12 protein-coding genes and 2 pseudogenes are annotated in these 13,304 nt (G+C 71.8%); 5 read left to right on the top strand and 9 right to left on the bottom strand.

Translation table 11 applies throughout. From position 1 onward, the window contains the following. Window positions 1–1,437: pseudogene (gene miaB / locus JNW89_RS12450) on the bottom strand (tRNA (N6-isopentenyl adenosine(37)-C2)-methylthiotransferase MiaB); the annotation flags it as partial. Window positions 1,438–1,489: 52 nt separating this feature from the next. Between miaB and JNW89_RS12445 the strand changes: the two are divergent. Next, complete coding sequence (locus JNW89_RS12445) at window positions 1,490–1,717, top strand: DUF2277 domain-containing protein (RefSeq protein WP_238449045.1); 228 nt, start codon at window positions 1,490–1,492, stop codon at window positions 1,715–1,717. A 135-nt stretch (window positions 1,718–1,852) separates the two neighbouring features. Here the strand turns inward: JNW89_RS12445 and JNW89_RS12440 are convergent, their stop codons facing one another. Continuing rightward, a complete protein-coding gene (locus JNW89_RS12440; RefSeq protein ID WP_238449044.1) occupies window positions 1,853–2,332 on the bottom strand; it encodes a hypothetical protein in 480 nt (159 codons plus the stop codon). A gap of 264 nt (window positions 2,333–2,596) precedes the next feature. Further along, the gene (gene selD, locus JNW89_RS12435) at window positions 2,597–3,592 is read right to left on the bottom strand and encodes a selenide, water dikinase SelD (RefSeq protein WP_375155085.1); all 996 of its coding nucleotides are present in this window, start codon (window positions 3,590–3,592) and stop codon (window positions 2,597–2,599) included. A 191-nt stretch (window positions 3,593–3,783) separates the two neighbouring features. Between selD and JNW89_RS12430 the strand changes: the two genes are divergently transcribed. The 4 genes from JNW89_RS12430 to JNW89_RS12415 are packed head-to-tail and all read left to right on the top strand — an operon-like array spanning window position 3,784 to window position 7,187. Next, the gene (locus tag JNW89_RS12430) at window positions 3,784–4,539 is read left to right on the top strand and encodes an amino acid ABC transporter ATP-binding protein (RefSeq protein WP_238449042.1); all 756 of its coding nucleotides are present in this window, start codon (window positions 3,784–3,786) and stop codon (window positions 4,537–4,539) included. A 57-nt stretch (window positions 4,540–4,596) separates the two neighbouring features. After that, complete coding sequence (locus tag JNW89_RS12425) at window positions 4,597–5,472, top strand: glutamate ABC transporter substrate-binding protein (protein WP_238449046.1); 876 nt, start codon at window positions 4,597–4,599, stop codon at window positions 5,470–5,472. Between the two features lie 42 nt (window positions 5,473–5,514). Beyond that, the gene (locus tag JNW89_RS12420; RefSeq protein ID WP_238449041.1) at window positions 5,515–6,222 is read left to right on the top strand and encodes an amino acid ABC transporter permease; all 708 of its coding nucleotides are present in this window, start codon (window positions 5,515–5,517) and stop codon (window positions 6,220–6,222) included. After that, a complete protein-coding gene (locus JNW89_RS12415; protein ID WP_238449040.1) occupies window positions 6,219–7,187 on the top strand; it encodes an amino acid ABC transporter permease in 969 nt (322 codons plus the stop codon). Before JNW89_RS12420 ends, JNW89_RS12415 begins: the two co-directional genes overlap by 4 nt. A 60-nt stretch (window positions 7,188–7,247) precedes the next feature. On the opposite strand, the pseudogene rny reads toward JNW89_RS12415, so the two are convergent. The 6 genes and pseudogenes from rny to JNW89_RS12385 all read right to left on the bottom strand — a co-directional run. Then, window positions 7,248–9,013, bottom strand: a pseudogene (rny, locus tag JNW89_RS12410) (ribonuclease Y). A 644-nt stretch (window positions 9,014–9,657) separates the two neighbouring features. Beyond that, window positions 9,658–10,362, bottom strand: coding sequence for a 3-keto-5-aminohexanoate cleavage protein (locus JNW89_RS12405; RefSeq protein ID WP_238449039.1), 705 nt, complete (start codon window positions 10,360–10,362; stop codon window positions 9,658–9,660). Between the two features lie 300 nt (window positions 10,363–10,662). Next, window positions 10,663–11,358 (bottom strand): regulatory protein RecX, encoded by a 696-nt coding sequence (locus JNW89_RS12400; RefSeq protein WP_238449038.1) that lies wholly within the window; start codon window positions 11,356–11,358, stop codon window positions 10,663–10,665. A 15-nt stretch (window positions 11,359–11,373) separates the two neighbouring features. Continuing rightward, the gene (gene recA / locus JNW89_RS12395; protein ID WP_238449037.1) at window positions 11,374–12,420 is read right to left on the bottom strand and encodes a recombinase RecA; all 1,047 of its coding nucleotides are present in this window, start codon (window positions 12,418–12,420) and stop codon (window positions 11,374–11,376) included. 183 nt (window positions 12,421–12,603) lie between these two features. Beyond that, window positions 12,604–12,804, bottom strand: coding sequence for a DUF3046 domain-containing protein (locus JNW89_RS12390; RefSeq protein ID WP_088963362.1), 201 nt, complete (start codon window positions 12,802–12,804; stop codon window positions 12,604–12,606). A gap of 4 nt (window positions 12,805–12,808) precedes the next feature. Further along, the coding region (locus tag JNW89_RS12385) for an MFS transporter (protein WP_238449036.1) at window positions 12,809–13,304 on the bottom strand (496 nt) is incomplete at its 5' end.

Here is a 13,304-nt window from a genome sequence, read left to right as displayed (position 1 = left end):
GCCCGAGCAGCACCCCGGGGGTACGCGGGTTGCGGCCCGCCTCGGCGGCGTCGCCGGCCCGGGTACGCCGGTGCGACAGCGGCTCGCCGTCGGCGTTGAGGTGGTGCGGGGCGGCGTAGGTCACGGTGGTGTGCACGATGTCGCCGGGGCGGATCTGCCCGACCAGGGAGCCCGCATCGAAGTGGACCAGCCGCCGTCGCGGGCGCGGCCGGACATCCGGCCGGTGCGCTCGTCCTTGCGCCCCTCGCCGACGGCGACCAGCACCTCGACGGTCTCCCCCACCAGGCGCTTGTTCTCCGCCCAGGTGATCTCCTCCACGCAGGCGATGAGCCGCTCGTAGCGCTCCTGCACGACCTGCTTGGGCAGCTGGCCGTCCATGGTGGCCGCCGGGGTGCCGGGGCGCTTGGAGTACTGGAAGGTGAACGCCGAGGAGAACCGGGCCTCGCGGACCACGTCCAGGGTGCGCTGGAAGTCGGCCTCGGTTTCGCCGGGGAAGCCGACGATGATGTCGGTGGTGATCGCCGCGTCCGGCATCGCCGCCCGGACCTTCTCGATGATCCCCAGGTACTTCTCCGACCGGTACGAGCGGCGCATCGCGCGCAGCACGTCGTCCGAGCCGGACTGCAACGGCATGTGCAGCGAGTGGCAGACGTTCGGCGTCTCGGCCATCGCGGCGATCACGTCGTCGGTGAAGTCCTTCGGGTGCGGGCTGGTGAACCGGACCCGCTCCAGGCCCTCGATGTCACCGCAGGCGCGCAGCAGCTTGCCGAACGCGTACCGGTCGCCGAACTCGACGCCGTAGGAGTTGACGTTCTGCCCGAGCAGGGTCACCTCCAGCACGCCCTCGTCGACCAGGGCGCGCACCTCGGAGAGGATGTCGCCGGGGCGGCGGTCCTTCTCCTTGCCGCGCAGGGAGGGCACGATGCAGAACGTGCAGGTGTTGTTGCAGCCCACCGAGATCGACACCCAGCCGGCGTACGTCGACTCGCGCCGGGTGGGCAGCGTCGACGGGAAGACGTCGAGGGATTCGAGGATCTCCACCTCGGCGGCGGTGTTGTGCCGGGCCCGCTCCAGCAGCACCGGCAGCGAGCCGATGTTGTGCGTGCCGAAGACGACGTCGACCCAGGGGGCCTTACGGACGATCTCGCCGCGGTCCTTCTGGGCCAGGCAGCCGCCGACGGCGATCTGCATGCCGGGGTGCTTGTCCTTCACGGGGCGCAGATGACCCAGGTTGCCGTAGAGCCGGTTGTCGGCGTTCTCCCGGACGGCGCAGGTGTTGAACACCACCACGTCCGGGTTGTCGTCGACCTCGGCGGCGCGCACGTAGCCGGCCTGCTCCAGCAGGCCGGAAATGCGCTCGGAGTCGTGCACGTTCATCTGGCAGCCGTACGTGCGCACCTGGTAGGTGCGCGGGCTGCTGGCGGCTGCGGTAGTCATGACGTGCACAGCGTATCCGGGCCGACCGGGTGGACCCGAACGAGGAGGAGCCATGTGCCGAAGCATCAAGACCCTGCGTGAGCCGTACGTGCCGGAGGTGACGCCGGCCGACATCGAGGCGGCGGCGTTGCAGTACGTCCGCAAGATCTCCGGCTTCCGCGCCCCGGCCGCGCACAACGCCGAGGCGTTCGACGCGGCGGTGCGCGCGGTGGCCGCCGCCACGGCGACCCTGCTCGACCAGCTCCAGGTCCGCGGCTCCCGCCCCGCACGCGCCAGCTGACCCGACCCACACCCCGCTCCCGGGACGTCCCCTGCGCCTGCACTTTCCGAGAAAGAGGGGCTATTCCGGCCTTGATGGCCCCGCTTTCTCCGAAAGTGCGCGCGAATGGGGCCGGGGGGGGTGGCCCCGGCGGGGTCAGGCGGCGGCTAGGGCGGGGTTGATTGAGTCGGGGGCCCAGCGCGAGCGGTGGCACCGGGACCAGCCCCGGCAGCCGGGATGGGCCAGCGTGCAGAGCCGCTGGTTGCTGAGCACCTCGCCGTCGTCGGTCTCGGTCACGTCGAAGTGCACCGGGCGGATCGTGCCGTCCGGCGCGACCAGCAGGTGCCGGCCGGCGTCGAGGGTGTCGTCGGTCAGCAGGCAGTTGCGGTCCAGCAGCCGGGCCAGCGCGGCGATGCTGGTGCGCTCGCTCAGCCGCTCGGGCACCCCGTAGCAGTCCACCACCGTGCCGAACTCCCCCGGCGCCTCCCACACGTCGCAGATCACCGCGTACGTGGGCAGCCGGGCCGGGTCGGCGACGGCGAGGGGCATCACCACCCGACCGAGCGCCTCGGCCAGCGCGGGGTACACCTCCACGGGTGCCGCCCCGTCGATTCTCCAGTTCCACAGCTCGGTCATGCCGCCTCCTCGCTGCGTTCGTCCCACCGGCCTCCGGATCGGGCCTTACTGACGATGGTGGGGTGCATATGACCTCAGCCGGGGCCAAGTTACCGGTCTGTGACCATTCCGGGCAAAATTTCCTCGGGCGCCGTTGCACCGAGTAGCAGGAAGGTGACAGTTTATCGGGTATGGTGCCCGATCCGGACAACCGGGGCCGGCGGGTTCGTGTCGGGTTTCGCGCCGCCGCGACTCCTCCTCGCCGGGGCGGTCCGGTGGGCGGGGTCAGCGGAGCACGAGCCGGTGCTCGCCGGCGGGCAGCAGCTCGCCGACCACGGTGCCACCGGGGACCTCGCCGGCGACCAGCAGCCCGCCGGAGGTCTGCGCGTCGGCGAGCAGCAGCCGGTCCGCCTCGTCGGTGGACCCGAAGTCGGTCCACGGGGTCACCCAGTCCAGGTTGCGCCGGGTGCCGCCGCTGACGTACCCGTCCCGGACGGCCTCCCGCGCGCCCGGCAGGTACGGCACCCGGGCGGTGTCGATCGCGACCGTGAGGCGGCTGGCCCGGGCCAGCTTCGCGGCGTGCCCGAGCAGGCCGAAGCCGGTGACGTCGGTGCCGCAGCGGATGCCGGCCGCGACCGCCGCGCGGGCGGCATCGGAGTTGAGCGCGGCCATCGAGGCGACGGCCTCGGCGAACCGCTCGCCGGTCCGCTTGTGCCGGGTGTTGAGCACCCCGACGCCGAGCGGCTTGGTCAGCGACAGCGGCAGGCCGGCCCGGCCGGCGTCCAGGGTGATCAGCTCCTCGGGGCGGACCACGCCGGTGACGGCCAGGCCGTACTTGGGGCCGTCGTCGTCGACGCTGTGCCCGCCGGCGAGGTGGCAGCCGGCCTCCCGGGTGACGTCCTGCCCGCCGCGCAGCACCTCGCGGGCCAGTTCCAGCGGGAGCACCTCGCGCGGCCAGCAGAGCAGGTTCAACGCGACCAGCGGGGTGCCGCCCATGGCGTACACGTCCGACAGCGCGTTGGCGGCGGCGATCCGGCCCCAGTCGTACGGGTCGTCGACCACCGGGGTGAAGAAGTCGGCGGTGCTGACCAGCCCGGTCCGCTCGTCCAGGCGGACCACCGCGGCGTCGTCGCCGTGGTCCAGCCCGACCAGCAGTTCGGCGGTGCCGGCGGCCGGGCCCAGCCCGGCCACCATCGCCTCCAGCTCGCCGGGCGGGATCTTGCAGGCGCAGCCGCCGCCACGGGCGTAATCGGTCAGACGGACCCGGTCGGTCATCCCCACATGATCTCGGCGGAGCGCCGCCACCGCCACTCGAACTCCCCGCGCCGGGGCGGAATTCGGACTCCTGGGCACGGCCGGCAGTGGTGTTACCGCTCCGTGACCAACCAGGTTGCGTTCCGCCACTTCACCCCGCCTACAGTTGCCCAACCGGGGGTCGACCGACCCCGCTTCCGGGACAGACGACAGGGACGGTGTACGACGTGACGACGGGCGAACCGCTCATCGTGCTGGACGGGGTCAACAAGTACTTCGGCCCGCTGCACGTGTTGGACGACGTGTCGCTCTCCGTCGGCAGGGGCGAAGTGGTCGTGGTGATCGGCCCTTCCGGCTCCGGCAAGTCGACGCTCTGCCGGACGATCAACCGGCTGGAGCCCATCGACTCCGGCACCATCACCTTCGACGGGCAGCCGCTGCCCGCCGAGGGTCGGGCGCTGGCGAAGCTGCGCAGCGAGGTCGGCATGGTCTTCCAGTCGTTCAACCTCTTCGCGCACAAGACGATCCTGGAGAACGTCACCATCGGCCCGATCAAGGTCCGCAAGGAGAAGCCGGCCGTCGCCCGCGAGCGCGGCCTGGCCCTGCTGGACCGGGTCGGCATCGCCAACCAGGCCGACAAGTACCCCGCTCAGCTCTCCGGCGGCCAGCAGCAGCGCGCCGCGATCGCCCGCGCGCTGGCCATGCAGCCCAAGGCGATGCTCTTCGACGAGCCGACCAGCGCGCTCGACCCGGAGATGGTCGGCGAGGTGCTGGACGTGATGACCTCGCTGGCCCGCGACGGCATGACCATGGTCGTGGTGACCCACGAGATGGGCTTCGCCCGGCACGCCGCGAACCGGGTCATCTTCATGGCCGACGGCCAGCTCGTCGAGGACGCCCCGCCGGCCGAGTTCTTCGCGAACCCCCGCAGCGAGCGGGCCAGGGACTTCCTCTCCAAGATCCTCACGCACTAGGCGTCCGTACGTGGAGCACGCCGTCCTGCGGCGGGCTCGTCCAAGAAGGAGATGAGTATGCGTATCAAGCGCGTAGCCGCGCTCGCGGCGGCCGCCACCCTGGCGCTCGGCATGGCCGCCTGCGGCGGCGATTCCGACGAGGGCACCGGCGCCGGCAGCAAGTCGTTCGCCGCCGGCAGCACCATGGAGAAGCTCAACAAGGCCCAGAAGATCAAGATCGGCACCAAGTTCGACCAGCCGGGCTTCGGTCAGAAGGGCCTGTCGGGCAAGCCGGAGGGCTTCGACGTCGAGATCGCCAAGATCATCGTCAAGGAACTCGGCATCCCCGCGGACAAGATCGAGTACGTCGAGACGCCGTCGAAGGTCCGTGAGGACGTCATCGTCAACGGCACCGTCGACCTCGTCGCGGCGACGTACACGATCAACGACAAGCGCAAGGAGCGCATCGCCTTCGCGGGCCCGTACTACGAGGCCGGCCAGAACATCCTGGTCAAGAAGGACGACGCCACGATCACCGGCCCGGACTCCTTCAAGGACGGCACCAAGAAGGTCTGCTCGGTCACCGGCTCGACCCCGGCCGAGACGATCAAGCAGTACGTCAAGGACGTCGCCACCCAGCTGGTGCTCTTCGACACCTACGACAAGTGCCGCGACGCCCTCAAGGGCGGTCAGGTCGACGCCGTCACCACGGACAACGTGATCCTGCTCGGCTACATCGCCAAGGACGAGGCGTCGTTCAAGCTGGCCGGTGACAACTTCACCAAGGAGCCGTACGGCATCGGGGTGAAGAAGGAGGACACCGCGTTCCGCACCTTCATCAACGACACGCTCGAGAAGGCGTTCGCCGACGGCAGCTGGAAGAAGGCCTGGGACGACACCGCCGGCAAGTTCGGCGCGGAGCTGGGCACCGCCCCGACCGTCAACCGCTACTGATCTGATCCTTCGATCGCCGAGGGTGGGGAGGAACACCGACCCGTGAACGTGCTCATCGACAAGTTCGACGTCTTTGCGGGTGGTTTCTGGCTCACCCTCCAGATCTGCGTACTCGCCGCGATCGGCGCCCTGATCCTGGGCGCCGTCGTGGCGGTACTCCGCATCTCCCCGGTGCCGCCGCTGCGCGCGGTCGGCACCGGGTATGTGAACGTCTTCCGGAACATGCCGCTGACCGTGGTGATGTTCTTCGCCGCCTTCGGCCTGCCGGCGCTCGGCTCCAACGCCGACTTCCTGCGCCTCCCCGGCCTGGACGCGGTGTTCAGCCGGCTCGACACGGACCTGCCGTACTTCCGCTTCGCCCTGATCGCCCTGGTGCTCTACACCGCCGCCTTCGTCTGCGAGGCGCTGCGGTCCGGGGTGAACGCGGTGCCCGCCGGGCAGGCCGAGGCCGCGCGGTCGCTCGGCCTGACCTTCGGCCAGAACCTGCGGTACGTGGTGCTGCCGCAGTCCTGGAAGGCCTCGGTGGTGCCGCTCGGCTCGGTGATCATCGCGATGATCAAGAACTCGGCGCTGGCCGGCTTCTTCGGGGTCGTCGGCGACCTGTCGGCCACAGCCGACCAGCTCACCGGAGCCGAGGGCTACGCCTTCATCCCGGTCGCCATCGGCATCTCGATCGGCTACCTGATCATGACCGTCCCGCTCGGCGCCCTGCTGGACCGGATCGAGAAGCGACAGGCGGTGGCCCGATGAGTCAGCAGACCAGCGTCCTCTACGACGTCCCCGGCCCCCGCCAGCGGCGGATCACCCTGATCAGCAGCGTGATCGCCGGGGTGGTCCTGCTCGTCGGGGCGTACTTCCTGATCTACCGGCCGCTGGACGAGAAGGGCCAGTTCTCGATGGAGCTGTGGGGGCCGCTGGTCGACCCCTCCAACGAGAACTTCTCCCTGGTCTGGGAGCGGATCGGCATCGGCTTCAAGAACACCCTGATCGCGGCGGCGCTGGCCATCGTCGCGTCGCTGGTGGTCGGGACCCTGCTGGCCGTGCTGCGGATCCAGCTCAAGAGCCTGACCCGGCGCCGCTTCACCGGGCTGGCGACGCCGGTGGCGTACCTGCTGCGCGGGCTGAGCCTGCTGCTCTCGGCGGTCACCCGGGTCTGCGTCGAGGTGTTCCGCGGCCTGCCGGTGGTCATCACCATCTTCTTCGTGGCCCGGGGCTTCCCCGAGTTCGGCGCCTCGTTCGACGCGCTCTGGTACCTGGTGATCGGCCTGACCATCTACAACTCGGTGGTCATCGCGGAGATCCTCCGCTCCGGCATGGAGGGGCTGCCCGGCGGCCAGGCCGAGGCCGCCGCCGCGATCGGCCTCTCGCCGATGCAGGCCACCCGCATGATCCTGCTGCCGCAGTCGTTCCGGATCATGCTGCCGGCGCTGATCAGCCAGCTGGTCGTGGTCCTCAAGGACACCTCGCTGGGCTTCATCATCAGCTACGAGGAGACGCTCAACATCGGCAAGCAGGTCATCGGCGTACTGGGCAACCCGATCCAGGTCTACGTCGTGATCGCCGTGCTCTTCATCGCCGTCAACTACTCGCTGTCGAAGCTGGCGCAGTACCTGCAGCGCCGGCTCTCGCAGGGCCGCAAGACCGCGGGCACCCCGGCGCAGAACCCGCCGCCCGCGGCGCTCATGTCGCAGGCCGAGGGCGCCGGCGGCAACTGATCGACCCGTACGACGAAGAGGGCCGGCCCGCACGGGCGGCCCTCTTCGTCTGCGTACGCCTCAGCGGGCGATCTCGGTGACCCGGGACTCGCGGACCACGGTCACCCGGATCTGACCCGGGTAGGTCAGCTCCTCCTCGATCTGCTTGGCCACGTCTCGAGCCAGGACCGCCGCGCCGATGTCGTCGACGTCCTCCGGCTTGACCATCACCCGGACCTCCCGGCCCGCCTGCATGGCGAAGACCTTCTCCACGCCGAGCTTGCCGGCCGCGATCTCCTCGATCCGCTCCAGCCGCTTGACGTACGCCTCCAGGCTCTCCCGCCGGCGCCCGGCCGCCCGCCCGAGCAGGCGTCGGAGGCCTGGGTGAGCACCGCCTCGATGGTCTGCGGCGGCACCTCGTTGTGGTGCGCCTCGATGGCGTGCACCACGTCCTCGCTCTCGCCGTACTTGCGGGCCAGGTCGGCGCCGATGATGGCATGCGAGCCCTCCACCTCGTGGGTGAGCGCCTTGCCGATGTCGTGCAGGAACGCGCACCGCTTGATGGTGGGGATGTCCAACCGCAGCTCGGCGGCCATGATCCCGGCGATGTGCGCGGTCTCCACCAGGTGCTTGAGCACGTTCTGCCCGTACGACGTCCGGTAGCGCAGCCGGCCGAGCAGAGTGACCAGCTCCGGGTGGATCTCGGTGATGCCGACCTCGACCAGGGCGTCCTCGGCGGCCCGGTGGCAGAGCTCCTCGACCTCCTGGCGGGCCAGGTCGTGCACCTCCTCGATCCGGTGCGGGTGGATCCGGCCGTCGAGGACCAGCTTCTCCAGGGTGAGCCGGCCGACCTCCCGGCGTACCGGGTCGAAGCAGGACAGCAGCACCGCCTCGGGAGTGTCGTCGATGATCAGGTTCACCCCGGTGACCGACTCGAAGGCGCGGATGTTGCGCCCCTCCCGGCCGATGATCCGCCCCTTCATCTCGTCGCCGGGCAGGTGCAGGACGCTGACCACGCTCTCCGCGGTCTGCTCGCTGGCCACCCGCTGGATGGCGTCCACCACGATGTGCCGGGCGCGCTGCTCGGCGGTGTTGCGGGCGTCGGACTCGATGTCCCGCACCAGCAGCGCGGCCTCCCGCTTGGCCTGGGTCTCGATCGCCTCGATCAGCTCCGCCCGCGCGGCGTCGGCGGTCAGCCCGGCGACCCGTTCCAACTCACGGCGGCGCTGCTCCTCGGCGGCGGTCAGCGCGGTCTCCCGCTTCGCCAGCCCGGCCTCCCGCTTCGCCAGCTCAGCGCTGGCCGCGGTGAGCTGCCGTTCCCGCTCGGCGAGGCGCTCGACCTCCTCGGTGTGCAGCCGCTCCCGCTCGTCCATCCGCGCGGCCCGGCGTTCCACCTCGGCGGCCTGCTCGCGGGTGGTGGCGGCGAGAACGGCCACCTCCCGCTCGCCGCTGCGCCGGGCGGCGGTCCGCAACTGCTCGGCGTCGGCCTCGGCCTGCCGGTGGGCCCGCTCCAGGATGGTGTCCGCCTCGGCGCGGGCGTCGTCGAGCACCCGGCGGGCCTCGGCCCGGGCCGACTTCGCCTCGGCCTTCGCGGCGGCCGCCTCGGTCCGGGCGGCGGCTGCGGCGGACTTCGCCACGTCGATGGTGCTGTTCGCCTCGTCGGCGGCGCTGCGCAACGCCGCCAGGGACTGCTCCTGGCGATCCTTCTCGGCGATGAATGCCGGGTCCTCCGGGGCCGGGGCCGCGCGGAAGCCGCGGATCGCGCGGACGCCGAAGAGCACCGCGCCCACCACGACCAGCGCCAGCAGCAGCACGGCGACGAGCAGCACCACCTCGACGCCGCTCATCTCGGCGCCCCGTCACTGTCGCGCGCGAGGTCGGACCGTCCTGCGCCACCGGCAGACCCCCGACCGCCGACACCCCCTGGGGACCCGTGGTCCCTGTGCCGCCCCGCCATGGCCGCCTCCCCTGAACGTCGACACCGTGGAGGTTCGTGCCGACAGGCACGCGCCTCCACGGCCCTGGACGCCCGACCGAGCGGCTGGCCGCGGGTACAGCTCTCCGTCGGCGGTGCCCCGCAGGGGCATCGTCGACCGCCGGGTGCAGTTGTCGGATCGGCTCCGGACCGGCTGTCCGGGCGACCGTCAAAGGCCGGTGGAGCTGGCCAAAGTGATGCTGTTCTGTTACGCGATCTATGTTGTGCGCTTAGCCTGCGCTGGTCGGGCAATGTGAGCCTGTAGGGCGAGGCTAGGTCGCCGAGGGCCGTTCGGTCAAGAACTCATGATCAAACCCCCCGAACGGAGCGAAGTCGAGCCGTCACCGGCTGCCGATGGCATGACGGACAGCAGCGGACAAACGACCCGGCGAACCGGGGTACGCGTCGCCTTCCGGGCCTGCTCACGGCCCCACCGGGAGCGCGAGATCACGAGGCGCCGAGGGCGAGGGTCAGCCGGTGCCGGGGGCGGGTTCAGCAGGCGCCGGGAGTGCGGAGTCAGCAGGCGCCGAGGGCGCGGGCGGCGGCGATCAGGGCGGCGTTGTCGGGGGCGGGAGCACCGTCCGGGAGGCTGACGGTGTCCTCGAGGCCGATCCGGGTGTCCAGGCCCCGGCGTACCGCCTCGGCGAGCACCGGCCAGGCGGCGGCGCCCTCGCCGTGCAGCAGCACCGGCGGCCCGCCCGGGGCGAGCAGCGCGAGCATGGCGTCGGCGTCGGCCAGTGCCCGGGTCGGGTCGTCCGGGGTGCACTCGACGAGGATTCGCCCTACCGGCACCCCCCACCCCTGGTGGGTGCGGACGGCCTCCGGGGTCCAGAGGCCGGCCTCGACCAGCACGCCCCGCTCGTGCAGCGCGGCGGCGACGGCCTCCGCCCCCTCCTCGTGCGCGTTGACCGAGGCGAAGTCGGGCAGCACCGTCCAGGCCCGTACGGCGGCGACCCGGGCAGCCGGGTCGGGCTCGATCCACGCCCCGGTGCTCACCCCGACGGGGAGCCCCGGCCGGGTGGCCCGGACGGCGGTCACCGCGTCGGCGATCACCGCCGGCGCCATCGACTCCACGCCGGAGGCGTCGCGGGGGTGGACGTGCACGGCGGCCACACCGAGGTCGGCGCAGCGGGCCGCGTCGGCGGCCAGCTCGGCCGGGGTGACCGGCACGCCGGGATGCTCGTCGCGGCCCCGGCCGCCGTTGAGACACGCCTTCAGCACCCGATCATCCTCCCCCGCCCGGACGCCACCGGCATGATCAGCGCCAGGCGTCTCACGGTTGCCGGGCGGCACAGTGCCGCACCGGGCGGAGCGGCCCGCCCCGGGCACCGGCTGCGGGACATCACCAGCCGGTGCGCGTCCCAGCCGCAGGGCGCGTGCTCAGCGCTGCGCGGGCGTCCCCCCTCGGGTTGATCATGAGGTTGACAGCGGTGGGGGAGATCATCTCCGCCACTAACCTCATGATAACCGCAGCGGGCGTCGGGCGTCCGGTGGGGCGGGCGTCCCGCTGGGAGGCGTCGGTCAGTCGGTGGCGCGGGTGTCCCGGTCGAGCTCGCCCTCGGCCTCGGCCAGGGCGTCGGCGTCGATCTGCTCGGCGAACTCGGCCGCCTCGGCGCTCTGCGCGGCGAGGGCGTCCTTCACCGCGCGGATCGCCACGCCCGGCGGGTAGCCCTTGCGGGCGAGCATCCCGACCAGCCGGCGGAACACCGCGTCCGGCTCGCCCCGGGCGGTGCGCAGCTTCCGCTCGGCCAGGGCGCGGGCGGTCTCCGCCTCGGTCTCCTCGTCCAGTTCGCCGAGCGCCTCGCTGGCCACGTCGCCGTCCACGCCGCGCTGGCGCAGCTCGTTGGCCAGCGCCCGGCGGGCCAGGCCCCGGCCGGTGTGCCGGCTGGAGACCCAGGCGCGGGCGAAGGCGGCGTCGTCGATGATGCCGACCTCGTCGTACCGGTCGAGCACGTCGGCCGACACCTCGTCGGAGATGCCCCGCTTGGCCAACGCCCCGGCCAGCTCGGCCCGGGTGCGCGGGCGTACCGCGAGCTGCCGCAGGCAGATCTCCCGGGCCACCTCGGCCTCGTCGCGCGGTGGGGTCGGGGTCGCCTCCGGCTCGGTCTCATCGGACCGGCCACGACGCCCTCGACGGGGGCGTGGGGTGAAGCCGTCACCCGCCCGGGGCGGGCTGGCATCCCAGCCCCGCCCCGTGCGGGCGCGTCGTCCTGCCACTTAGCCGGCGGCCGATCAGAAGTCGACCGGCGGCAGCTCCGGGCCACCGGCGGCGTCGCCCGCGCCGACCCCGACGCCGAGCTTCTCCAGGATCTTCTTCTCGATCTCGGCGGCCACGTCCGGGTTCTCCTTGAGGAACTCCCGGGCCTTCTCCTTGCCCTGGCCGAGCTGGTCACCGTCGTAGGTGTACCAGGCGCCGGACTTGCGGATGATCGCCTGCTCCACGCCGACATCGATCAGCGAGCCCTCGCGGGAGATGCCCTTGCCGTACATGATGTCGAACTCGGCCTGCTTGAACGGCGCGGCGACCTTGTTCTTCACGACCTTGACCCGGGTGCGGTTACCGACCACGTCGGTGCCGTCCTTCAGGCTCTCGATGCGGCGCACGTCGAGTCGGACCGAGGCGTAGAACTTCAGCGCCCGACCACCGGTGGTGGTCTCCGGGCTGCCGAACATCACGCCGATCTTCTCGCGGAGCTGGTTGATGAAGATCGCCGTGGTGCCGGTGTTGTTGAGCACACCGGTGATCTTCCGCAGCGCCTGGCTCATCAGCCGGGCCTGGAGACCCACGTGGCTGTCGCCCATCTCGCCCTCGATCTCGGCGCGCGGCACCAGGGCCGCGACCGAGTCGATCACGATGACGTCGATCGCGCCGGAACGGACCAGCATGTCGGCGATCTCCAGCGCCTGCTCGCCGGTGTCCGGCTGAGAGACCAGCAGCGCGTCGGTGTCGACGCCGAGGGCCTTCGCGTACTCCGGGTCGAGCGCGTGCTCGGCGTCGACGAAGGCGGCGATGCCGCCGGCCCGCTGGGCGTTGGCCACCGCGTGCAGGGCGACCGTGGTCTTACCGCTGGACTCGGGACCGTAGATCTCGACGACCCGGCCGCGGGGCAGACCGCCCACGCCGAGCGCCACGTCGAGCGCGATCGAGCCGGTGGGGATCACCGAGGTCTGGATGACCGGCCGCTCCCCCAGCCGCATCACCGAACCCTTGCCGAACTGCTTGTCGATCTGAGCGAGAGCAAGGTCGAGTGCCTTCTCCCGATCGGGCCCTGCGGCCATGTTTGCCACCCCTGCCTTCGCCGGCGTCTTTCCTGAGCTTCGCGTCACGCGGGACACGCTAGGCGCTGGGTCCGACAGAAAACCAGCCGACGGGCCGTGAGCTGTGGACGAGCACCCCGCTGTGGACAATAGCCGAACAGGTGTACGAGTCGGCAAGCGACACGCGGGAGCGACGAAAACCGCTCAGCGTAGCCGGGCGGGCACCCGGTCGGGGTAGGCGGCGACGACGGCCCGCCACACCACGTGGGTCTGCTCACCCGAGGCGAGCGCCTGCTCGATGGTCCGCCCGCCCAGCTGGGACAACACCTGGTCGCGGGCGATGCTGGCCGCGTAGCCCGGCCCGAAGGCCTCGTCCAGCCGGGCCCAGAAGTCGGTCAGCCGCACGTGATCAGTCCTCCTCGTCCGGTGCCCCCACCGGCACCGGACGCAACGCTAGCGCCACCAGGGGCACCACCGCGATCGCCGCCAGCAGGGTCAGCACCGGATAACCCGCCGCCCGCATGACAAACCCGCTCAGGGCGGCGGCGACGGCGCCGGCCAGCCCCATCGTCAGGTCGGAGAGACCCTGCACGCTCGGCCGGATCGCCGCCGGCACCGACTCCGACAGCAGGGTGGAGCCGGCCACCATGGTGCCGGACCAGCCCAGCCCGAGCAGGGCCAGGCCGACCGAGAGCCGGGGCGTGTGGTGCCCGGCGGTGCCGGCGACCGCGCACGCGGCCAGCAGCAGCCCGACGCCGCCGAGGACGACCGCGCGCCGCCCCAGCCGGTCGGTGAGCCAGCCCACCAGCGGGCTGAGCGCGTACATGCCGGCGATGTGCAGGCTCAGCACGATGCCGACCACCCGGAGCACGTCGGCGTCGCCGTGCGACTCGCCGAGGCGTACC

This window comes from Micromonospora sp. 4G55 (genome assembly GCF_016803375.1).
This window is presented reverse-complemented; position numbering and strand designations above follow the sequence as displayed.